This window comes from Thermanaerothrix daxensis, assembly GCF_001306145.1.
Lineage (GTDB): Bacteria > Chloroflexota > Anaerolineae > Anaerolineales > Anaerolineaceae > Thermanaerothrix > Thermanaerothrix daxensis.
Genome location: NZ_LGKO01000004.1, coordinates 164,730 through 187,492 on the forward strand (window position 1 = coordinate 164,730; position 22,763 = coordinate 187,492).

Below are 22,763 nucleotides of genomic sequence, written 5' to 3' on the forward strand. Positions count from 1 at the left end.
GATATGCCTCCCCCACGTACTCGCCCTTCATCGGCCGAAAACAACCCTCTCCCCCTCCCCGTTCCAGAGCGCGAGATTCAAATCGGGAATGCGGCCAATGAGGCTGCCGCCCGTCATCGCTTCAACGATTATCGTGCCCGCCGCGCCGACCACACTCTTCGCCGACAGGATGCTGATTTAGCCCTTTTTGCCTCTTTTCTTTCCTCCCTTGGGATTCAGGTAGGCGACCTGGCCCACGAACCCGCCGCCTGGCGCGGAATTACTTGGGGATTAGTGGAAGCTTTCGTCAAATGGCAACTGAGCCTGGGATATGCGATCCCCTCTATTAACGTCCGGCTTTCTACCGTAAAAACGTATGCCCGCCTTGCTCTTCAGAGCGGAACCCTGCCCCCCGAAGAATATGCACTAATTCGCAGCGTTAAGGGGTTTTCCCATCGTGAACAGCAACGCCTGGATCAACGCCGACCACGCCAACGCGTTGGCACCAAAAAGCCTGCCCCGGTTGCTCTGACCCCCCAGCAGGCCACAGCCCTTAAGACGCAGCCCAACACCCCTCAGGGCCGACGCGATGCTCTGCTCATGTGCTTGCTCCTCGATCACGGATTACGTGTTGGCGAGGTCGCTGCTCTACGGGTTGAAAACCTGGACCTGGACGCCGGAATTTTGCGTTTCTTCCGGCCAAAGGTGGGCAAAACCCAGACCCATCGCCTGAGCCCGGATACGCTGGAGATTTTACATCGCTGTGTTGCTTTAAACGATCTCCCCACCAATCCGCATGCGCCCCTTTTACGGGCAAGCCTGAAAGATGGAAGCCTAGGCAAGGCTGGGATGACCACCCGGGCCATTACCCAGCGAGTACGCTTTCTGGGCGAACAATTGGGCATTACCGGGTTGAGCGCCCACGATTGCCGCCATTACTGGGCCACCCAGGCAGCCCGAAGAGGGGTAGACCCGTTTGCACTGCAACAAGCCGGTGGTTGGGCTTCACTGGCCATGCCCCGCCGTTACATTGCAGACAACGAGATTGCAAACGCGGGATTATTGGACGAAGAATAAAAAGGATATCCATCACCTCGCCTCAGGAGGTCCTTCCTGCTAAATCCTGAAGATTTTCACGCGGCGAAAGGGCCAATCAGGGGTAGACTCAGGTGGGGAGATCAGGCTCCCTTCATACTCTTCTGAAGGAGACGGCACTTGGATTGGAGCATCCCAATCGTCATTTTGCAACTCATCCTGTTGGAGGGGCTGCTTTCGATTGATAATGCGGCTGTCCTTGGAGCCATGGTAGCCCATTTGCCGGATGATCAGCCCATTCGCTGGCCACGTGCCCTGGAAAAAATCGGTCAACGGCTTCATAGGGTATTGGGCAATCAACGCACCGCCGCCTTACGAGTAGGGTTGTTAGGAGCCTACCTGGGGCGAGGGCTGATGCTGGCGCTTGCCGCCTGGGTAATTCAATACCCATGGCTTCGCATCATTGGAGCCGCCTACCTTATTCGCCTGGCTTTCGACAACCTGGGCCAACCCGAGCCAGGCGAAGAAGATGCCCATGCCCATCCCCTGGAGCAACATTCCTTCTGGATAGTGGTTTTGACGGTTGAAATGACCGATCTTGTTTTCAGCCTGGATAACGTGGTAGCCGCCGTTTCCCTTTCTAATCGGTTATGGGTGGTCATGACCGGTGTCGCCATTGGCATCCTGATGATGCGTTTCGCGGCTGGCTTATTCAGTTACGCCGTAGAGCGAGAACCCATCCTCAAGCCCGCTGCCTACCTTCTGGTGCTGGCTATTGGGGTGGAACTCCTGCTGGAAGAGTGGGTGGGTCTGGACCTCAATGACTGGCTGAGGTTCGGAATTTCTATCTCGATTATCCTGATCTCACTTCTATATGCCCACAGCAGGGTGCTTCAACTCCTTCGCCCGGTATTGCTCTGGATCGGTCAGGGATTTGCCAACATTAATGAGTTAGTGGATTGGGCTTTAGTACCGCTTATGGTAGCATTACGTCTACTCGGAGCCTTTCCTCGGGTGGTCTACAAAATCCTGATGCGCTCCTATGCCCGCCCACGACCGTAGGAACATTTCTCCAGAAAACTCAAATACGCGCTTCTTAAGCCATCCTTAAGGTTGCCTTGAGGATGGCTTAAGGACAAATCAGCAGTTTCCGCATTAAACTCAGGGCGCAGAGGATGGGAATAAACCCATTTATCCCATTCCTGCTTAACTCATGGATGGATATGGAGGTGAACAATGCGAGCTCAATCCCGTGTATTGACCCTGGTGATTGTGGTTCTGCTACTGAGCATGCTGGTCTCGGCATGTGCTTCCTTCGACCTACGCAGCTTTCAATTACCTAAGATTCAAATAGAACGCAGTACACAACAAAAAGACTCTCAAACCCCTATCCCCGTTCCAACAGCCACACTCGCCCCCTCAACAAGTATCTCGGGACCCGAGAGCAATTCGGCTGCCACTGCTATATCGGCATTAGAAGAAACTCTTACCCAAATCTATGCCCAGGCCAATCCTTCCGTGGTTAACATCCAAACGACCCAGCGTTTGGCCCCCTCATTCAACCTGCCTTTCAACTTCCCCGGCCAGAGCCCCGATCAGGCACCGGTAACACATAGTCTGGGATCGGGCTTTGTATGGGACACCCAGGGACACATTGTAACCAACAACCATGTTGTGGAAGGAGCTGACCGCATCACTGTGACTTTCTCCGACGGGAGCACCTTTGAGGCCCAGGTGGTTGGAGCGGACAGTGATGCGGACCTGGCTGTGCTCAAAGTGGAGGTAACACCTGATAAATTGGTACCCGTCCGCCTGGCCGATTCCAAACAGGTTAAGGTGGGGCAAATTGCCATTGCCATTGGAAACCCCTACGGGTTAGAGGGCACTATGACCGTGGGCTTTATCAGCGCGCTGGGGCGCTCGTTGCCGGTCCAAAGCACTTCAACCGATGGAGCAACCTATACCATTCCCGATGTGATTCAAACAGACGCTCCCATCAATCCGGGTAATTCGGGAGGTGTGCTGGTCAACATTCGTGGTGAGGTGATCGGTGTTACAGCAGCCATTGAATCGCCCGTCCGTGCCAATGCCGGCATTGGATTTGTGATCCCATCAAACATTGTCCGCCGTGTTGTACCGGCTTTGATCACCAACGGGCGTTATGATCACCCTTATTTGGGTATTAGCGGCACCACGTTAACCTCCGACCTCGCCAAAGCAATGGGGCTGAGCCAGGATCAGCGGGGCGCCCTGGTCATAGACGTCACTCCGAATAGCCCCGCCGATAAAGCCGGTTTGCGTGGCAGCGATCGTCAGATCACGCTGGATGGCAACACGGCTCGAGTTGGCGGAGATGTGATCATTGCCATTGACGGCACACCCGTGCAAAAATTTGAGGATTTGGCCAGTTACCTTGCCACCTCGACCTCAGTAGGGCAAAAGGTGACCCTTACAATCTTGCGTAATGGCCGCGAGCAGACTCTTGAGGTCACTCTTGGTGCCCGACCTCGTGGCCAAAGCATAGCCTCCACCACCAGCCGGGAAGGAGGGGCTTATCTCGGCATTACCGGCCGTACCCTGACCCCGGAGATTGCCCAGGCTATGGGGTTGGACCGGAACCAACAAGGTGTCTTGGTAGTTAATGTGCTCAATGGTAGCCCAGCCGACAAAGCAGGCTTGCGGGGAAGCTTCAAACCAGCTACGATTAATGGTGAACAAATGCTCATCGGAGGTGATGTGATTACCGCTTTCAATGGTCAGTCTATCACCTCATTTGAAGACCTTCAAGCGGCGTTAGCGCAAGCCAGCCCAGGCCAAAAAGTTACCCTGACCCTTTTGCGCGAGGGCAAAACCCAAACCGTAGACGTGACCCTTGGTGAGCGCCCTAATCCCTAAATCCCTAAATCGTGCGGCAAGGTGCTGCGTTAAACCGAAAGCCCCAGCGGCTCCGCTTGCCGGGGCTTTCGGCCTCCCACCACACCTTTAGGGGGCCAGTACAATAAACACTCCAAACTCGGGTAAAGTCACCGGACGCAAGGGTTCGGGCCAACCAATGGGTTTAGCCACACTCCAGCCATTCATGGGCAAGGCGACCGGCTCTCCCTGGTATGTTCCAGTCAAGGTTTCATCATAGTTCTGAGCGTTGTGAATCTCATAGCGGTCACCAACCTTGTAGCCTAACCCGCTCAGGTCCACCATCACCTGAGATTGCAGGGCCCAGTTATATACGATGATGTGACCTCGTTTCGCTTCATAGCGGTTGGAACGAATGATCACCTGACTATAGGTAGGCCAACCATTAACCATGGAACTATGGGCATCAAAACCGGTGCTTGATCTCCACTGATTCCAGGTCCGTGCCTGCCCATTGATAAGAAAGGGCGCCCGTGTAGAAGCAAAGTAATACTGGTTCTCATCCCAGGTAGCCCCCGAGGTACTGACGAAATTCAACAAGGGCGCATTCTGCCCACCCAAAGTGTTGTGATCCACGGTGACTCCCTGCCACCACTTTACCTCCAGGGCATAATCCCCCCGATTGAACAAATACGAAGCCTGGAGGCGCACATTCTGGTTCTGGGTCTCCGCAAAACCCAGCGCCACGGTTTCGTTGTAAGTATGCTGGTGGGTTAGGATCACATTCCGTGCTGGCTGTCGTCCGCCGATCAGAAAGGTGCCGTTAAAAGTAACATTCCCGTCCAGGTTGAAATTCAATAAGGGGTAGTCGTTTTCACGATAAACATGCAGGCTGTAACCGCTGAAGTTATTGAAGATGATGTTCTCTTCAATCCATTTGCTGCCCTGTTGATTCTGAGCATAAATCCCATGCCCATGACCGCGGTCCGGTCCCTTCCAACCGTTATTGTAGATCAGGTTACCGTAAATGACCGGATCAATAGCCCGGTCATCGGCATACACTCCTTCGGCAGCGTCGTGCATGATGTTGTTGATAAGCGCGACATTACTAGCGTAAATGCTAAATGCATCCTCACGGTAAATGTCATTGGGAAAAGAACCACTGTAAGCAGAGGTACGGCGGGGATCCGTGTTGACGACCTCTAATCCCCAGAAAATCACATTGGATTTGTAGATTTTAACATTGCCGTTGATTATGGGTCGTTCACCAGGATAAGCGCGCACCACAATTGGACGATCTGGAGTGCCCTGAAGGTGACTGTTGAAATACGTAAGACCACCCCCACCATAAGTGCCTCCGCGCACCCAAATGACATCACCGGGTTGAAAGAAACCCGTCTTGGCTTTATCTTCAATGGCGTAAGCCAGATCAAAAGGGCGCTCCATGCTTCCATCGCCGTTACGGGACCCATTAGGTGCAGCAAAGAAAGCCCGCCCACCACCAATAGGGGGTAAGGTAGGGGCTTGGGTAATCACCGGCAGGAAGATCTTCATGGTTGCACTGGCTTCCAGAGTGACTTCAGGGGGCAACGTAGGCGAAGCCGATTCGGCTGGGAGTTCATTTGTTGCCAGTAAAGGACTTTCTATAGATTCCGGAATGGGTGGTGGCGATTGAGTGCGCCCCACCGTATCGGGTGAGGTAAGGGCCGCACAACCAACCAGTAACATGACCAGGATCAAATACCCCCTGCGCAGGCGCCAGAATTTTCGTTTCTTAAGGGACATGATCTACTCCTTGAGATTGGTAAAGCCGAGCCAAGTTAATAGGAACCCGGTTGGCTGAAGGAATGATGGCACGAAGATGGGATTAGCATTAAGGTACGCAAGAGAGATTTTTGAGCTATCATCAGGATTTCGATCTGCCCGCCAGTGGTCACCAGTATACCCCTAATTAAGGGGTTTATACAACCATTAGTGGTCCGATTTTTACAGGCGCATATGCTTCCAGGTTTTTATGGTATAAATTTCATTCAGAACCATATCGAGGCTATTGAAGAATGCATCGTTCGTTACGTGACTTGATGGACTTTCCCACCGTGTTTCGTCTACGAGTCATCGGTTATAACCAGGATGACTTTGCCACTTATATTATGGTCAGGGTTCGACGGTTTGCTCCCGAGATCAACGAAGATAATATTAATGCCCGATTGAGTAATGGCGGAAAATATTGTGCCGTGACGGTCTCGTTTGTGGCTGAGTCGGAAGAACAGCTTTACGCCATTTATGCCGACCTGAGCCAGGATCAACGTGTCTTATTCCTGCTCTAAGAAAGCCTTTTCCCTGAGGCTGAACGAAGGCGCTTATTCCTCTTCGGTTTAGACTCAGACGCAAAAAGAGGCAAAGTCCCCTCTTCGGGGTTGCATAAGCCCAACGCAGTGCCCCGCAAGATCGCTTGAGCCAATGTGCGACACTTCAAGTGCCGCTTAATGCTTCGAATATGAGCGGCTACGGTACTCGGGGATATTTCCAGGCGTCTGGCGATTGCCTTCAGGCTAAGCCCCTCCGCCAACCCTTGCAACACCAAGCGTTGCTTTTCAGAAAGATGCACCTCATGCAGTGGGTAATCCGCCTCCTCCTTTTCCAACCCCGACGGGTAAATCACAACCAGATTACCCAGGCGCACCCCGTGAAGAGGCGTATTCGTGGCTCGCGCCTCTTGGGAAAGCAATCCCATAATTCCCGGTGGAGGTTGCCAGTTACCACGGTTAACGGCAACCAGCAGATCCTGCGGGCTTAGCGAAACATCAAAGGAGAAAAAAGCGTTCTCATGCGCCAACCAAAGTACACGCGTCATAAGGCCTTCCAGAATAGAACTTTTGTTCTATTATAGCAAAGTATTTTTGAAAGGCTCATTGGCGTTGCCCCAGATGGAGTTCTCTTCCCGGAGCCATCAAAATATGTTTTCCTCCTGGCAAGGGGTTGATAATCTTTTTCTTATGCATTCACTCTATAATATACCCAAGCAGATTCCCAAGCGAATCTCGAAGGAGGGAAGTATGGCACTTTTAAATGCCCAAGTCAGAGAACAAGTGCGAAGTATGTTGAGCGAAATGGAGCACCCAGTAAAGTTGCTGATGTTTACCCAGGGCGAAGGTGGGGCGATTGAATGCGCGTTTTGCGCAGAAACACGCCAATTAGCAGAGGAACTCACTTCACTTTCGGATAAACTCACCCTCGAGGTTCACGATTTCATCCGTGATAAAGCCCTCGCCGAGAACCTGAAAGTGGATAAAATCCCCGCGCTTATCATCCAGAGCGCAGGCGAACATCCCAAGGACTATGGAGTGCGCTTCTTCGGCATTCCTTCGGGTTACGAATTCGGAACGCTGATTGAGGACATCCTCATGGTCAGTCGAAGAAAACCTGATCTCAGTCTGGTCACCTTACAACAATTGGCTCGTCTCGATCGCCCGGTGCACCTTCAGGTCTTCGTAACCCCAACCTGCCCCTACTGCCCACGAGCGGTTCTGCTGGCTCATAAACTGGCCTTAGCCAGCGATTGGATCACCGCTGATATGGTGGAGGTGAGCGAGTTCCCCCACCTGGCCAATCGGTATCACGTCTATGGTGTCCCACGTACGGTCATCAACGAGGTCATTCACATTGAGGGTGCTGTCCCCGAGAATGTGCTGATGGCAAAATTGATGCTTGTCATGGACGACCAGGTGATGGAGGAGTTAAAACGTTCCTGGAGCCGTGCAGGCTCCTAAACCGTACGAACCCGCAATTCCAGTAAATCGAACGTGCCCTCCGGGGAAGGCTACCTGGAGAGCACGTTTCTTATTGACAATCTCCTAAATTTCGCTTATGATATTTTATGGATAAAAATTATCCTAATTAGAGGTGCACAATGAGCGAGGATCGTTATGCCTATCCCGATTACCTGGTCGAAACGGCCTGGGTCGCCGAGCATCTCCAGGATCCCACAATCCGTTTGGTGGAATCCAATGAAGACCCCTTGCTTTACGAAACCGGCCACATTCCTGGTGCCGTCAAAGTAGACTGGTTTACCATGCTCCAGCATCCTCTACGCCGGGATTTTATTGACCAGGCTGAGTTTGAAGCCTTGTGCTCGCGACTGGGTATCCGCAATGACACGACCGTTGTTTTCTACGGAGATAAGCACAACTGGTTCGCCTGTTATGCTTTCTGGCTTTTTGCATACTACGGACACGAGAACCTGAAAATTATGAACGGTGGACGTGCTAAATGGGTAGCAGAAGGACGACCCCTGACCCAGGAAGTTCCCACCTACCCTCCCACTCAGTACCGGGCAAAAGCCCCGGATGCTTCTATACGGGCTTTTCGAGATGAGGTCTTCCGCCACATGGAACAGAGACTCCCGTTAATTGACGTGCGCTCACCTCAGGAATATTCGGGAGAACTGCTCCACATGCCCGGCTACCCCCAAGAAGGCGCCCAGCGTGGCGGGCATATCCCGGGAGCGATTAACATTCCCTGGGCTCAAGCGGTAAACCCCAACGATAGCACCTTTAAGCCGCCTAGTGAATTACGCACTTTATTCGAAAGTCACGGTATTACCCCAGATAAGGAAGTCATCGCTTATTGCCGCATTGGCGAGCGATCCTCCCTTACCTGGTTTGTCCTTAAGTACCTCCTGGGCTACCCAAAGGTAAAAAATTACGACGGCTCCTGGACCGAATGGGGCAACCTGGTCAATGCTCCCATTGAAAAGTAATGGCTTTATGGAAATATCCACCTCAATCCCTCCACGTCTCTCCGAGATTCTTGATGACTTCCAGCTGAGCGATCGTCACGAAAAGATGGAACTCCTGCTCGATTTTTCCGGGCGCCTCCTCCCACTCCCTGAAGGGCTGGCCACCGCAAACGTTCAGCCCGAACCCGTTCCCGAATGCATGACGCCAGTGACGGTTACGATGCTCAATCAGGGTGGTCGTTTGCGTTTTTACTTTGACGTGCCCGCAGAAGCCCCCACCATCCGTGGTTACGCTGCCATCATCCAGCAGGGGCTGTGGGATGAGACACCCGAAACCATCCTCCAGATCCCCGATGACTTTTATCTAAGAATGGGGTTGCATCAGATCCTAACCCCACAGCGTCTTAACGGCCTCATTGCTATTGTGGCTCACGTCAAACGCCTGGCTGCACAGGTCCTGAACATGCCTGCCAATCCAAAGCCAACAATTTTGTAAAGACAGCCTCGCCCTTTTTGCACTTATAATGTCTTTAAGGAGGCTCTCGATGAATAAAGAGCGAGGCACTTTACTGTTGGTTTCGTTTATCCTGGTACTGGGGATCAGTCTGGGATCCATACCCCCTCACGTTTCGGCAGCAACCCCAACACCCCTTTCACCTGTCTATCCACTAGGACCCGATCAATCCCAGTTTCCGAGTGGATACAACCCCCTGACCGGACTGCCAGTCTCGGACCCATCCTGGCTCGATTTGCCCGCCGTGCTGGTCTCTCTTTCTAATTTTCCGCCCAGTGTACGCCCTCAGACAGGGCTTTCCTTCGCTTCTCAGGTCTATGAGATCTACATTACCGAGGGAATGACGCGCTTTCTAACTGTGTTCTACGGCGAACCACCCCGCCGACTGCCCACTCCCTCTGAACTCACTCCCCGCACCGAACCCCTGGGACTCTCTGGCATTTTGCTGGGCAACCGGGTTTGGTGGGATGAAAACGCAGATGGACTGCAACAACCCTGGGAAGCCGGGCTTGGGGGTATTGAAGTACAACTTTTGGACAGCCAGGGCAACGTACTTCAAACTGCCCGAACGGATGGTAACGGGTATTATGCCTTCTCACCCCTGAGCGGCAACCCATATCGCTTGCGCATTCAACTGCCTGAGGGTTTCACGCTGACGCGTGCACATGCTGGTGACGAAGTAGAAGATAGTGATGCCGATCCGCGTACTGGGCAGACCGAATTATTTGAGTTCATAACCTCGGACTTGACCCGAGACTTTGGCCTACTCTGGCAGCCCCCTGCGGTTTCTACCCCCAGCGGAAGTACCGCCGGTGATTCTAGCCTGCGTGGAATTGAGCAGCCCCAGGATGCCGGTCTTGCGGGGGTTCGTTCCGGGCGCGAAGCCTATGTGCCCATCGTTAATGCGTTCCCCAGTGGGTGTCTGGTTGCGGCTAGCAAATCGGCAGACGTCAATCTCCGCATTTGTCGCAATGTGTTCGGCATAAATGCCCAGGATATTAACAGCGCGGGACTCACTACAGCCCAAATGCGCGCCCTCGCAGAAGCCAACCGCAATCCCCAATTCCCTCCCAATTATTCCGGGAACCTCTTTGATCCCATTCCACCCGCAGGTGGTCAACCAGCCACACAACTTAATGTATTTTATGCTTACCTCAATCAAGCCCAGTGGGTTTATGACGAAAGCGCTCAGGCTTATTGGCGCTATCAGGATTATGGAACAGAAAATCGAGTTGGCCAGTTTACCCCAGCTACCGACCGTCTCACCCAACGCCCTCTGATTTTTGAAAACATTGTTATTCTGTTTGTTGAACACACTGCTCGTCGTCCTACCATCATTGACTTGAACATGGGGCCAGGCAGTAAAGGGCGAGCCATTGTCTTCCGCAACGGTCAGGTTTACACCAATCTGATCTGGAGCATGGTAGGGGAGGAGTACGAAAAGAAAACCGGATTGGCCCGCCCGGTCCGCTTGCGCTATCTTGATGGACGACCTTTCCCGCTGGCCCCCGGACAAACCTGGTTCCATGTCGCTACCCCAGGCTCAACAGTTCGCCAAGATTCAACTCGGCCCGACCTCTGGAAATTCCGCTATTACCCACCTGTTGGGGCCAAATGACCCTCCGCAATCTCAAAACCAGCACAGAACAAAAAGCACCAGTCCTTGACTGGTGCTTTTTTCACCCCTGGTATGGTTACCTTCTCATCCACCTGAGGGATTTGCATTTATCCCTGGCTTATTAAAATTTGAGGTAAATAGGCTATGGAGGAGGCCTCATGAAACGCTGGTATTGGCTGTCTGGCTTGGTGGCTCTGGTGGTTACCCTTGGCATTATTCTTATCCGTTTCATCTTTACCGCCTCCCCCTCAGTGCCCTCGATCCAAGTCGAAAACGCATGGGCACGTCCGACAGAAGCAATGCTAACATCTTCTTCGAGCCACGATTCCCACAGTATGAACCCACAAGCCGAATCCACAGAAACGACATCAACAGCGGTTTACATGGTAATCCGCAATTTGGGACGTACCCCGGATCGCCTGGTTGAAGTCAGTACTGATATGGCAGCCAAATCTGAAATTCACCAGACCGTGAGGAGCGGTGATATGATGCAAATGCAACCCATCAGCGCGCTGGAAATCCCACCTCAAGGTGAAGTACGCTTGGAACCAGGTGGGTACCACATCATGTTGATGGGGCTAAGGCAGTCTCTCAGGGTTGGCGATTCCCTGATTTTGACTCTAAATTTTGAAAAAAGCGGTCGAGTCGAGGTAAAGGTTACAGTACGTCAGCCCTGAGCACAAAATCTAAACCCAGCGACCTCAATTTTTCCGGGGTAGGCCAGCCGGTTGTGCGATCCCAGCCGCTAACAACATAGTACTCGCTCAATAACTTCTCCACATCGGGCACATATCCCTGTTGCCCCCCCTCTGGCAAAGGTTGGAGCAAGAGGCGTGGCAACTTCTCATACTCAGGTCTCAAACCCAGACGCAAATTGATGAGGCGCTTCATATTCCAACCCCGCTCTCCAGCGCGGAGCATGGTTTCCACGTCCCAATCCAATCCCAAAGCCGCATTCAACAATTCGCAGATTGTCATTGGCGAAACCACTGCAAAATAACAGGTGACCAGGCTGTTGCAGACCGTTCGCCAGTGCTGGTGGCGCGCCACCAACCCGGCTTTTCCTTCATCCCGGAAGCGCTCCGGGAGTGAAATTCCAATTTCCTCCAGGGTTCCTCCCATTTCGACCTGGAAGAAATCGCTTTGATTATGACATGCGCCTCTAGGCGAGGTCAGGTAAGATAGGGTTTGTCCGCTAAATGCACGTGGATCGTGCATGGGAACTTCCAGTCCATTGACCTCGACGGCTAATTCTGGCATGCCAAAATGGGCCGCTAGGGCTCGCGTCCCCTGAGCCAGCAAGGCACCAAATCCCTCACGCCGGGCCATTTTCTCCAAAAGCACAAAACACGGCGAAGGATCACCCCAACGTAACGTCCATCCTTCGGTCTCTTTTTCGGTTATAACCCCTCTCTCAAACAGGAGGTAAGCCAGTGCTAACGTATTGCCCGCTGAAATCGAATCCAACCCTAACCGATCACATACCTCCCCCAGCGCAGTAATCGCCGCCAGGTCATCCACCAACAACTGCGAGCCGAACGAACAAATGGTCTCATACTCCGGCCCTTTCGTCTTCCCTTTGGTTGCATAGGGACCTTGAACAATCTCCACTTCTCGCCCACACGCAATGACACACCCCTGACAGGCCTTGGTACCGGTCAGAATGGTTTCAGCCATGGTCGAACCGCTAATACTCGCAGCCCCCTCAAATGTGGCTTGCGTCCAGTATTTTTGGGGCATATCCCCAAGAAATTGAAGATACTCAGCAGCCCCTGAAGTTCCTGTTGCCCTCAATACAGCGGTCATGTTCTGCTCAAGCAGGCTTTTATTCGAGGCTACACGCAATTTTGCGTACTCATCCCCTCGTGCAAGGGGGATTTTTCCGGTTCCACGCACCACAATTGCCTTGAGATTCTTGGCGCCCATCAGAGCCCCCATGCCGGTACGTGCTGCCAGTCGCCCATGATCTGAGAGAATGCCCGCCATCGGCACCCTATTCTCCCCGGCTAAGCCAATACAGGCAACCCGCGCTCGCGGTTCCCCCACTTCTTCCCGCAATAGGGCCTGGGTCGCATACGTGTCTGCTTGTCCCCAAACATGTCTGGCTGACCGAAGGGTCACGTTTTCGTCATGGATATATAAATAAGCGGGTTCCGGCGCCCTTCCGATAATCCATAGCACGTCTATACCGGCCTGGCGCAATTCGGGTCCCACAAATCCCCCTATGTTCGATTCCCCCCATAAACCGGTTTGGGGAGAGCGCCCGCAAATGGTAAACCGCCCGGTGGTTGGGCCTCCCGTTCCGGTCATCGGTCCGGTGATAAAGATTAAAGGATTGTCAGGATGTAACGGATTATGCTGAGGATTTAGAGCATCCCAGAGCAAACGGGATGCCAGACTACTGCCACCGATAAACCCTTCCACATAGTCGCGGGGCAGCATGGAGAAGGCCACATCCCCACGGCTCAAGTCCACCTTAAGCATTCGGCCGTACATGATGCAATCTCCCCGATCAAAGATCTATCTCACCCGAATAGATTTGCCAGAAGATAGTTTGCATTTCAGATTCATCCGGAATGCGCGGGCTCATAATGGTTTGAGTATCGTTCATGGCATGAGCAACCAGCCATTCCATTTCACGTGCCAGATCGTCACGCGAGATGCCTGCCTCGGCCAGGGTCACCGGCTGATCCACCTGTTTCATCAGATCCCAGACTGCCCTTAACAAGGATTGAGCAGCGGTTTGCTCGTTCCCCGCCGGCAACCCAAGGTAAGCAGCCAGCTCCGCATAACGAGTAGAGCCCGGCTCACCGCTAGCACAATAAGCGATTGTGTATGGCAATGCCAGAGCAACAGCCCGCCCGTGAGGAATGTGGAAAATGGCGCCTAGTGCATGCCCCATGCCATGCGCCAGGGCTGCCATTGCGTTACCAAACCCCAGTCCGGCAATGGTAGCCGCAAAATGCATATGAGCACGCGCTTCGGCATCCTCCCGCCCATAGCGGTAAGCGCGAGGAAGGTATTCAAAGACCAATTTCGCTGCTTTCAAACACAATCCATCCGTAAAATCATTGTGATAGGTGCTGGTAAAACCCTCAATTGCATGAGTCAACGCATCCAAACCCGTATCGGCCGTGAGACGGGGGGGCAAATCCAGCACCAGTGCTGGGTCCACAATCGCAATATCCGCAATGGCCTCGCGACTTCCCAGTCCCAATTTACGCCGTTCTGCCCGATTGGTTAACACAATGGCCCAAGTCACCTCAGAGCCAGTACCACTGGTTGTGGGTATGGCCACAAAACGTGCCCTCTCCCGCAGGTTGAAGCGCTCAATTGGGTTAATGGCTTCGGGTTCCAGATCCGGCCGAGCATAGAGGATCCACATGGCTTTGGCAGCATCAATGACAGACCCACCTCCCAAAGCCACAATCCAATCCGGTTGATGTTCTAGGAGGAATCGTGCCCCGGCTTGGACTTGCTCCAGACTTGGCTCTGGCTCGACGTGATCATAACAAACCACCTGCAAGCCCGCCTGCTGAAGGTTTTGAATCACACGTGCGGCAAACCCTAACCGAACCAACGTATCATCGGTAATCAAGGCCGCACGATGTCCCTCTAATGTAGTCAAGTGAGAGAGCGCATCCTCACCATATACAATGAGCGGAGAAGAGAAATACCACATGCAAGCCTCCCTGAAACGACAGTTTTGGGGTTTCTCAAGTGATTAGCGTCTTTGAGGGGTTACACCGGAAAAATGGTGGGAATGCGCGTGCACGACTCGACCAGTTCCTTGGCGGCACGGACGTTCTTCATCACCATAGCCATGTTCCCTCGCAAGCGTAGTTGCCCAGTCATCATCGCCTGAATGGGATCTAATTGACGTGTCATCACTTTCTTCCAAGTCTGCACGGGCCCACTTAACCAAAAAGCCGGTTGGCGAGCCTCCGGGTCTTTAACCTCATAGGCTTCACGACACTTGCCATGCCACAGGTCCATATACAGTATCACCGTGTGATCCAGACTGCCACCGGGTTCAATGACAAAATAAAAATCCCCTTCCCAATTCTTTGCTGCCTCTTCATAAGCCTGGCTTTGGTTCAGATCCTCCATCATGGCCTTAATCCAGGCATCACTGGGAAACGGAATACTCATGACAGCCTCCTGGGCGTGAAATGGGTTTGTAAACTATTATATAATTCCTCTCCCCTCCGCAAACCCAAACGCCTCACCTTTTAGAGAGTTTTTTCGATGAGTGCTTAAATCTTCCCTAAAAGAAACACCCGGCGGTGAGCCGGGTGTTGGGTACATTCTCAAGAAAGGACAAGGAACGGCAAGCGCTCTCGCACCCGTTCTTTGACTGCCTGAGCGCTCTCCAATTTTAAAACCTCCCGGGCCAGTTCCTGGCATTGAGGCAGGCTTAGCGAGCGGATGATTTGCTTGGCTAACGGGATAGCACTGGGGTTCATGCTGAACTCATCCAATCCCAGGCCCAGAAGAATCGGAATCCCCAGGGGTTCACCCGCTAATTCGCCACATAACCCCACCCACTTCCCGTGACGATGGGCCGCCTGAATAACCTGCCCAATCAGAATTAAGACGGCAGGTGAAAAGGCGCTGATCAGATCTGCCAGTTGCGCATTGGCACGATCCGCTGCCAACGTGTACTGGGTCAGATCATTGGTACCGATGGAAAAGAAATCCACCTCACGAGCAAAGTGCTCGGCCATCACCGCCGCGGAAGGCACCTCCACCATGATTCCAATTTCAATGCTTTCAGCCACGGGCTTACCATCGCGGTGTAACTCCTCCCGGCATTCCTCCACAATGCGCTTGGCTGCCCGAACCTCATCCAGTGTCGCAATCATTGGGAACATGAGCTTCAGATTATATCCCACACCCGCACGCAATGCTGCCCGGATCTGGGGACGAAAGAGTTCCGGATGCGCCAAACACAGGCGGATTCCGCGTACTCCCAAGAAGGGATTTTCCTCCTTGGGGAGTTCCATGTAAGCCAGCTCTTTATCGCCACCGATATCGAGCGTCCGCAACACAACTGGTTGTTGGCCAAACGCCTCTAAAATGGCGCGGTAGGCCTGATACTGTTCTTCTTCATCCGGGAGAGTGGAGCGTTCTAAATATAGAAACTCAGTTCGAAGCAATCCCACCCCTTCTGCGCCATGCTCCAGAGCAATACGTGCCCCTTCCACATTCCCAATATTGGCAACGACCTCCACCCGATGCCCATCTAATGTCACTGCCGGTTCTTTACAATGCGCAAAGGCTTCCTGCCGCAAACGGGCCAAGGCTTCCCGGCGCTGTATGAAGGTGATTTGAGTCGGCTCATCAGGTTCAACGATCAACAGCCCTTGCACCCCATCCACAATCACCTGTGTGCCACTCGGAATTTCAAGCACTTCGGGCCCCGCCGCTACCACCGCCGGCAGACCCAAACTGCGGGCAAGAATGGCTGTGTGCGAGGTCTCACCACCCCCAGCAGTACAGAATCCCAGCACCATGGATTTATCCAGGCTTACCGTATCCGAGGGACTTAGATCCTGGGCCAACACCACCACTGACTGGGTCAATTGCACGGGCTCCTCAGTAATACCTTTCAGAATGCGCAAAACCCGCCGTCCCACATCACGAATATCGGCTGCGCGGGCGCGAAAATACTCACTTTCCATTTCTTCCAGAATGGATGCAAATCGCTCAACCGTGCTCCACCAGGCAGCCTCAGCATTCAAACGCTGATCGCGAATGGCTGCCTGGGTCTCTCCCAGGAGTTCCGGATCACGCAACATTTCCAACTGGGCTTCAAAAATAGCCGCCTGATCTGCGCCGGCCTCCCGGCGTGCCTTTTCATGCACCAACCGCAACTGCCCCTCTGCCATTTCAAGGGCCTGGAAGAACCGAGCAAATTCGGCGTCCACATCGTGCACGGTGCGTGCCTCCACATGCAGGTCCATCCGCTGGAAGCGATAGGCGGGCCCAATGGCAATTCCCGGCGAGGCGCCAATCCCCTGAATGGTTTTCATTCGGCCTCCCCAAAATTTGACTCAATTAGACTGATCAGCGCCTGCACGGCCTCTTCCGCATCTTCGCCTTCAGCCTGAAGGACCAATTCCGCTCCTTGATCGGCCCCTAGCGTCAAGACACTAAGAATGCTTTTGGCATTTGCCTTGCGTTCACCGTGAATGGCTGTGATCGCGCTCTTAAACTTGTTAGCCGTCTGAACAAACAAGGAAGCCGGACGAGCATGCAGACCAACTTTATTTTTGATCAACACTTTTGCTTCAACCATGGGCGTGCCTCACCTCAGTGGATATCTGTTTCTTTACCCCAGGTCAGGGGGAACCCTCCCCACCCCAGCATGCTCCTAATTTTACCGAATTTTCCTCTGCATGGAATGGACAACTTTGTGAAAAATTCTGCATACTCAAACCTTTTTGCGCTGGCGCAACCACCCCCAGGAAAAATCATGGCATGATTATCACATAATTCTCGAATAAAATCATCTCTATCGTCATGATTAGGAGGCACGATGGACTCAGGCACTCTATCCAGAAATCGGCCAGCGATCTCCTCCTTCCTCCGCCGCGACCTGGCTCTTCCTCAGGAACACGGCGCTTGGGTCTTTCTTTTGAGCCCACTTACGATTGGCCTGGCAACAGCAAGCCAGGTTCTAAATTCCACCTCCCTCATCCTGCTCCTGACTGCATTAGCTGCTTTTCTGGCCCGTCACCCTCTGACCCTTGTGGTCAAGGTTTATAGCGGCCGTCGTCCTCGTGCAGATCTTCCGGGTGCGTTTTTCTGGTTGACTGTTTATGGATTGCTTGCCCTGCTTGGCTTAGGGGTGCTGATTATCAGGAATCACACTTTCCTGCTCTGGCTTGTCCTACCTGCTTTTCCCCTTTTGGGAACCTACCTCTACCTTGTTAGCCAACGCGCTGAGCGCCATCGCCCTATCCTGGATATTGCCACAGCCTCAGTGCTAGCACTAGGAGCCCCTGCCGCCCACTGGACCGCCCAGGGAGGCTACTCACCGAGCGGTTGGTGGTTATGGGGATTATGCTGTTTGCACGCCCTCGGTTCAATCTCGCACGCCTTTATGCGCCTGGAGCAACGCCGTTGGGTTTCTGTACCTCCTCTTGTGATCCAATTGAAAACCGCCCTCCCGGCTTTGATCAGTAACTTTGTGGCCTTGGGACTGGTCGGTTGGCTCGCTGCTCAACACACTTTGCCCCAGGCCCTCCCCCTGCCTTATGCCTTACAAACCGCAGAAACCCTACTAGGGGCATGGAAACCGGCACTGGGGCACAAGCCCACCCAAATTGGACTGCGCCAGCTAGGTATAAGCGCCCTTTTCACCCTACTTTTCATCGTATTGTGGCGCCTTACCCCACCCTCTTTCAGCCCTTAAGGGCTCCAGCCAGAATGCCGCGGATAAAATAGCGCCTTAGGAGCAAGAAGAAAGTCAAGGGAATCGGCACAAAAATTAACGCAGCCGCCATCTTGCGGGTTATATAAAGCAATAAAGCTCCCTTTGACTTCGGCGAGTTTAACCCGGATGGTGGTTGCCAACGGAGTAGAAAGCGTTAATGCCAGCAAGAATTCATTCCATACCTGGGTGAAAATTATGATCGCCACCGAGGCATACGCCGGGAGAGATATGGGAGTAACTACTCGGAAGAAAATCTGAATCTTACCGGCGCCATCCACCTCGGCTGCTTCTTCGAGTTCGCGGGGAACCACAGATCAATCATCTTGTCCGGTTTACAACCCACCCGCTTAGCAAAACAGCAAACACCGGAGGCAAGCCAATAAGCAAAGCCCACAATACAACTGCCATCTGGTTCAAACGCAAGGGCTCCGCTAACGCCATGAGCCCTACTATGGCCAACCCGCTCCCTGCCCAGGCTCGCCAGGGACTGGCGGGCAATCCTAGCCGCCAACGGGTCAAATAGACCCCCAACCCTGCGCCTAGTGCAATCCCCACCAGCGCCCCCAGGATCGCCAGGCCCAGGTCCGCGAGACCGCCCCCGCCTCGTCCGCGCCCAATGATGCTCCCCAGGAGAATTCCAAGCACCATCAGCAACCCTTCTCCCAGGAGCCCCCCGACCCCCATCAGAAGATAGAACCGCCACAAATTAGAACGCACACCAACCTCCCGCCTGCACACCCAATTTTTGCCATTCTACCACGCACCTTGCGCTTCCTGCTGATCCTGGAAGTAAAATGCCCCGGCGCAGGGTTGCCACGCCAGGGCAAGGGATTCTCATTCCTGTTTAGGTCTCGGACTCTTAGGGTACCAGCGGTCGGGGTTGCTGCTGAGTAATGCAGTGGATGTTGCCCCCACCCAACAAGATCTCCCGCGCATATACCCCCACCACCTTACGCTCCGGCATCAGTTCCTGCAGGGCTGCCAAGGCCTGTTTATCATGGGGATCGTTGAAAACAGGTACAACTGCCCCTCCATTGGCCATATAAAAGTTGATGTAAGAGGCAGCCAACCGATCACCTTCGCGGCGCGGAAGGGTGCCCTCAATCGCATCCACCCACTCGCTTTCCTCCTTGGTGATGTAAACCGGGTTGGGTTGATGGATCTTATGCACCTCAAGCCGCCGTCCGCGTGCGTCCTTAGCCTGACATAAAATTTCATAGGCCTCTGCCGAAATCTCATACTGCGGATCGCTCTTATCTTCTGTCCAGGTCAAGGCCACCACGCCAGGGCGGATAAAACAGCACAAGTTATCCACATGGCCGCTAGTTTCATCGTTGTATACCCCGCGAGGAAGCCAGATAATCGTCTCTACGTTGAGATATTCCTGAAGGAACGCCTCGATTTGCTCCCGCGTGAGTTCAGGGTTGCGGTTGGGATTGAGCAGACACTCCTCAGTGGTAATCAACGTCCCCTCACCATCCACATGAATGGATCCCCCCTCTAACACCAGCGGGGCTTTGTAAACATCCACGCGTTCAATTTCAGCCACCTTGCGGGCCACCAGGTTATCCTGATCCCAAGGAAAGTACAAACCGCCTTGCAGTCCGCCCCAGGCGTTGAATTCCCAATCAATGGCCCGAATCTCCTTACCATTCGTTACAAATGTCGGGCCACAGTCGCGCATCCATGAGTCATTGTAAGACATCTCAACTACACGTACCTCTGGGGGCAACAGCGAGCGAGCGTTGAGAAACTGCCCGGCTGAAACTCCCATAGTTACCGGCTCAAACTGGGAAATGGCCTTTGCTACCTCCACAAAGGCACGCTGGGCGGGCTTGGCGCCTAGGCGCCAGTTATCCGGCCGTTCTGGCCAGAGCATCCAACAGCCCGCATGCGGCTCAAATTCACCCGGCATTCGAAAACCATCCTGTCTTGGTGTGGAGTTCAATCGTCGTGACATGGGCGAATCCTCCTAATATTTATCCTAAATCGTTTCACGGGCACGCTCAGATTGTAATATCCGGCGACGTTGAGCCACCAGAATCTCTCCAATGACCAGAGTCACCACCACGCCAACGATTACAGGGAGTGCAAAATCCCAGTCCACCGGTTGTCCCGGCACCCAGACAAAGAAGAGAATGGCTTGACCAATGAAGATCTCACATAGAACGGTCAAGATCCATGCCATCGGGGTTCCGCCCGGTACCTGATAGGGCCGTGGGCGGGAAGTGTCCGTAAGGCGCAACTTCAAGAAAGTCGGGAACATGACCAGATAGGGCATTAGAAAGACGATTGAACTAAAGGCAAAAAGGCTCCAGAACAGATCCTCCGCTGTGGATGCGAGAAAGCCGTAAAGGATGATGACCCCCGTCGAGATAAGCCCGGTAATGAGATAAGCCCCCAAGGGAGTTTGGTTAACCGGATGCAGACGACCGAAGACTTCTGGTAGCACGCCCTCATTGGCAGCCTCGGCGGCGCTTCGGTTTGCCCCCATGGTCCAGACCACCATATTGGTCAGGAAAGTATATAACGCCCCAATTCCCAGGATTGTTACAATCCCCTGGCCCAACGGACTATTCCCGAACAATACGCGTAAGGTATCAATGATGCCCGAGACCAAACCCAACTGGTCCAGGGGTAGTGCCATGAGCATTCCCACGGTGCCAAGCAGGTAAAAGAAGGCAATTAGCACCCCGGCTGTTATGACCGCAATGGGCACGTCCCGCTGCGGATCGGTCATCTCCTCGCCCGCGCTGGACATTAATTCAAACCCCATAAAGTTGAACACAATGACTGGCAAAAAGGCCAAACCGGCATCCCAGGTGGGCAATAGGGCGCGAAAAGAGAGATCGTTGGCAACGCCATGATTCAAGGCGTAGTAAAACGCCCCCATACCAATGATCATGATGATCGCCACTTTTAAGATTGCCCCCACGTTTGGCACCCACTTCCCCACATCCAGCGCAATAATTCCAATCCAAACGGTAATCCAGGTCATCAAAATCCCGATCCCAATTTGTCCCCATAACGGAAGCTCGGGAACAAACAATTGCGAGAATATCCCGGCAAACAAAATGTACACCGATGGCATCCAGAGTGCGACATTAACCCAGTAGAGCCAGGTGACTCGTGCCGCCCAGGTTTCCCCAAAAGCCCGCCGCACCCAGGCATAAATGCCCCCCTGCTCAGGGTATGTGGAACCCAACTCGGCTGTGATCAGTCCGTAGGGAATAAAGAAAAGCACCAGGGTGATGATCCACCATGAGACAGCCGAAGGCCCAATGGCCGCAGCCGGCGCCAGGGTATCCACAACCAAAATAGCCGCTACGGTGAATAAAATCATATCCAGCCGCCGCAGAGTTTTTTTGAAACTTCCCCCTTTTGTTACCTCATTTCCCGTCGTCATCTTTCCCTCCCAATATAAGAATCAAGTCCCTGGCTAGTGGAGGGATGGGCTTATATGCCCATCCGCTCCGCCAAAAAGGCCTGAATGCGCCCGCGGTAGTGGGCTTCAAGTTCGGTGCTTGGGCGCTTCAGCCGGGGATAGACCAGCCATACTAAAATTCCCTTCTCAGTATGCAATCGGTTCTCTGCCTGGTCAAAAATAATAGATCGCTCAGAGTCCATTACCTCATCGGTAACCTCGACCCCACGTGAGGCTGGCAAGCAGTGCATGAATTTGCAGTGTGCCGGCGCGTGCTTAAACAGGTCCATATTGACCTGGTAACGAGGCATGAAGGCTTTACTGCGTTCGGGAATTTCAGCCTCCTGACCGACCCACCACCACAAATCGGTGTAAATGAAATCAGCATCTCGCACCGCCTCTATCGGGTCCTCAGTGATGCGCAGGGTCCCGCCGGAAATCTTGCAATTTTCTAACGCCATCTTCACCCAGGTCTCGGGAGGCTGGTAACGCTTGGGAGCGGCGTGTGTGAAGTGCATTCCCAGGCGTGTGCAGATTAACATTAGCGACGAGAGAACGTTAGTAGCATCTCCGATAAAGGTGACCCGTAAATCCTCCAAGCGTTTCCCCTCTGGCATGTGCTCCATCATGGTCAACACATCACAGACCACCTGCGTGGGGTGGTTATAATCGGTTAGCCCGTTGATGACCGGCACAGTAGCCGCCTGGGCCAGCCCCAGGATTGTCTCGTGCTTCAGCGTGCGCGCCATGATCACATCCACCATGCGCGAGAGCACCCGCGCTGTGTCAGCCAGGGATTCACGCACACCCAGATGGATCTCGCCCGGCTTCAGATACAACGCATGTCCCCCCAACTCCGTCATGGCTACCTCGAACGAAACACGCGTACGGGTAGAGGGTTCCTCAAAAATCATTGCCAGGCTGGCATCTTGAAGCAATTTGGGTGTACAACCTTGCTTGTCCGCCTCTTTGATCAATCGGGTCAGGGCGATCAAATCCAGAAGTTCTTGTTTGGTAAAATCCTGTGTGTCAATGAAATGTCGTAAAGTCATATCTCGCTCCTTTATTCCGTTTCGGAAGTTATATATTCCGATTACGTATATATGATAGCGATATTAACCATCAATTTCAAGCATTTTCGGAAGACTTAAGAACAACATC

At 53.3% G+C, this 22,763-nt stretch carries 22 protein-coding genes; 10 read left to right on the top strand and 12 right to left on the bottom strand.

The features are described 5' to 3' along the window. The first annotated feature begins 3 nt into the window (after positions 1-3). From SE15_RS07850 to SE15_RS07860, 3 genes are all read left to right on the top strand, one after another. Entirely contained in the window at positions 4-1,056 is a 1,053-nt protein-coding gene (locus SE15_RS07850; protein ID WP_054521570.1) for a tyrosine-type recombinase/integrase, read from the top strand. A 138-nt stretch (positions 1,057-1,194) separates the two neighbouring features. Further along, positions 1,195-2,076 (top strand): TerC family protein, encoded by an 882-nt coding sequence (locus SE15_RS07855; RefSeq protein ID WP_054521571.1) that lies wholly within the window; start codon positions 1,195-1,197, stop codon positions 2,074-2,076. A 174-nt stretch (positions 2,077-2,250) separates the two neighbouring features. Next, positions 2,251-3,909 carry a PDZ domain-containing protein gene (locus tag SE15_RS07860; RefSeq protein ID WP_054521572.1) on the top strand — a complete coding sequence of 553 codons (1,659 nt, stop codon included), beginning with the start codon at positions 2,251-2,253 and terminating at the stop codon, positions 3,907-3,909. A gap of 87 nt (positions 3,910-3,996) precedes the next feature. Here SE15_RS07860 and SE15_RS07865 read toward each other — a convergent pair whose 3' ends face one another. Further along, on the bottom strand, positions 3,997-5,652 hold the full coding sequence (locus SE15_RS07865; protein WP_054521573.1) for a right-handed parallel beta-helix repeat-containing protein: 1,656 nt from the start codon (positions 5,650-5,652) through the stop codon (positions 3,997-3,999). Positions 5,653-5,924: 272 nt separating this feature from the next. Here SE15_RS07865 and SE15_RS07870 point away from each other — a divergent pair, with 272 nt between their 5' ends. Then, positions 5,925-6,194, top strand: a complete 270-nt coding sequence (locus tag SE15_RS07870) for a YbeD family protein (protein WP_054521574.1) — start codon at positions 5,925-5,927, stop codon at positions 6,192-6,194. On the opposite strand, the gene SE15_RS07875 is transcribed toward SE15_RS07870, so the two are convergent. Then, a complete protein-coding gene (locus SE15_RS07875; protein WP_054521575.1) occupies positions 6,191-6,721 on the bottom strand; it encodes a response regulator transcription factor in 531 nt (176 codons plus the stop codon). The genes SE15_RS07870 and SE15_RS07875 overlap by 4 nt on opposite strands. A 202-nt stretch (positions 6,722-6,923) precedes the next feature. Here SE15_RS07875 and pdo point away from each other — a divergent pair, with 202 nt between their 5' ends. From pdo to SE15_RS07900, 5 genes are all read left to right on the top strand, one after another. Next, on the top strand, positions 6,924-7,637 hold the full coding sequence (gene pdo / locus SE15_RS07880; RefSeq protein WP_054521576.1) for a protein disulfide oxidoreductase: 714 nt from the start codon (positions 6,924-6,926) through the stop codon (positions 7,635-7,637). A gap of 140 nt (positions 7,638-7,777) precedes the next feature. Continuing rightward, positions 7,778-8,626, top strand: coding sequence for a sulfurtransferase (locus tag SE15_RS07885; RefSeq protein ID WP_054521577.1), 849 nt, complete (start codon positions 7,778-7,780; stop codon positions 8,624-8,626). Between the two features lie 7 nt (positions 8,627-8,633). Further along, the gene (locus SE15_RS07890) at positions 8,634-9,101 is read left to right on the top strand and encodes a SufE family protein (protein WP_054521578.1); all 468 of its coding nucleotides are present in this window, start codon (positions 8,634-8,636) and stop codon (positions 9,099-9,101) included. A gap of 49 nt (positions 9,102-9,150) precedes the next feature. Further along, positions 9,151-10,737, top strand: coding sequence for an SdrD B-like domain-containing protein (locus tag SE15_RS07895; protein WP_054521579.1), 1,587 nt, complete (start codon positions 9,151-9,153; stop codon positions 10,735-10,737). Between the two features lie 158 nt (positions 10,738-10,895). Next, the gene (locus tag SE15_RS07900; protein ID WP_054521580.1) at positions 10,896-11,414 is read left to right on the top strand and encodes a copper chaperone PCu(A)C; all 519 of its coding nucleotides are present in this window, start codon (positions 10,896-10,898) and stop codon (positions 11,412-11,414) included. Here SE15_RS07900 and SE15_RS07905 read toward each other — a convergent pair. From SE15_RS07905 to SE15_RS07925, 5 genes are all read right to left on the bottom strand, one after another. Next, positions 11,395-13,233 carry an aldehyde ferredoxin oxidoreductase family protein gene (locus SE15_RS07905; RefSeq protein ID WP_054521581.1) on the bottom strand — a complete coding sequence of 613 codons (1,839 nt, stop codon included), beginning with the start codon at positions 13,231-13,233 and terminating at the stop codon, positions 11,395-11,397. The genes SE15_RS07900 and SE15_RS07905 overlap by 20 nt on opposite strands. Before the next feature lie 16 nt (positions 13,234-13,249). Beyond that, a complete protein-coding gene (locus SE15_RS07910; RefSeq protein WP_054521582.1) occupies positions 13,250-14,419 on the bottom strand; it encodes an iron-containing alcohol dehydrogenase in 1,170 nt (389 codons plus the stop codon). Positions 14,420-14,478: 59 nt separating this feature from the next. Then, on the bottom strand, positions 14,479-14,889 hold the full coding sequence (locus SE15_RS07915; protein WP_054521583.1) for an SCP2 sterol-binding domain-containing protein: 411 nt from the start codon (positions 14,887-14,889) through the stop codon (positions 14,479-14,481). Positions 14,890-15,047: 158 nt separating this feature from the next. Beyond that, positions 15,048-16,772, bottom strand: coding sequence for a phosphoenolpyruvate--protein phosphotransferase (gene ptsP, locus SE15_RS07920; RefSeq protein WP_054521584.1), 1,725 nt, complete (start codon positions 16,770-16,772; stop codon positions 15,048-15,050). Further along, positions 16,769-17,038 (bottom strand): HPr family phosphocarrier protein, encoded by a 270-nt coding sequence (locus SE15_RS07925; RefSeq protein WP_054521585.1) that lies wholly within the window; start codon positions 17,036-17,038, stop codon positions 16,769-16,771. The genes ptsP and SE15_RS07925 overlap by 4 nt, the downstream gene beginning before the upstream one ends. A gap of 240 nt (positions 17,039-17,278) precedes the next feature. On the opposite strand from SE15_RS07925, the gene SE15_RS07930 reads away from it, so the two are divergent. After that, positions 17,279-18,157 carry a YwiC-like family protein gene (locus SE15_RS07930; RefSeq protein WP_054521586.1) on the top strand — a complete coding sequence of 293 codons (879 nt, stop codon included), beginning with the start codon at positions 17,279-17,281 and terminating at the stop codon, positions 18,155-18,157. Here the strand turns inward: SE15_RS07930 and SE15_RS07935 are convergent. From SE15_RS07935 to ptcA, 5 genes are all read right to left on the bottom strand, one after another. Further along, the gene (locus SE15_RS07935; protein WP_054521587.1) at positions 18,154-18,489 is read right to left on the bottom strand and encodes an ABC transporter permease subunit; all 336 of its coding nucleotides are present in this window, start codon (positions 18,487-18,489) and stop codon (positions 18,154-18,156) included. The genes SE15_RS07930 and SE15_RS07935 overlap by 4 nt on opposite strands. A 7-nt stretch (positions 18,490-18,496) precedes the next feature. Further along, the gene (locus SE15_RS07940; RefSeq protein WP_054521588.1) at positions 18,497-18,895 is read right to left on the bottom strand and encodes a hypothetical protein; all 399 of its coding nucleotides are present in this window, start codon (positions 18,893-18,895) and stop codon (positions 18,497-18,499) included. Positions 18,896-19,037: 142 nt separating this feature from the next. Beyond that, positions 19,038-20,138 carry an agmatine deiminase gene (aguA, locus tag SE15_RS07945; RefSeq protein ID WP_054521589.1) on the bottom strand — a complete coding sequence of 367 codons (1,101 nt, stop codon included), beginning with the start codon at positions 20,136-20,138 and terminating at the stop codon, positions 19,038-19,040. 24 nt (positions 20,139-20,162) lie between these two features. Continuing rightward, a complete protein-coding gene (locus SE15_RS07950; RefSeq protein WP_083461806.1) occupies positions 20,163-21,584 on the bottom strand; it encodes an APC family permease in 1,422 nt (473 codons plus the stop codon). Positions 21,585-21,634: 50 nt separating this feature from the next. Beyond that, complete coding sequence (ptcA, locus tag SE15_RS07955) at positions 21,635-22,654, bottom strand: putrescine carbamoyltransferase (RefSeq protein WP_054521590.1); 1,020 nt, start codon at positions 22,652-22,654, stop codon at positions 21,635-21,637. Positions 22,655-22,763 lie beyond the last annotated feature (109 nt).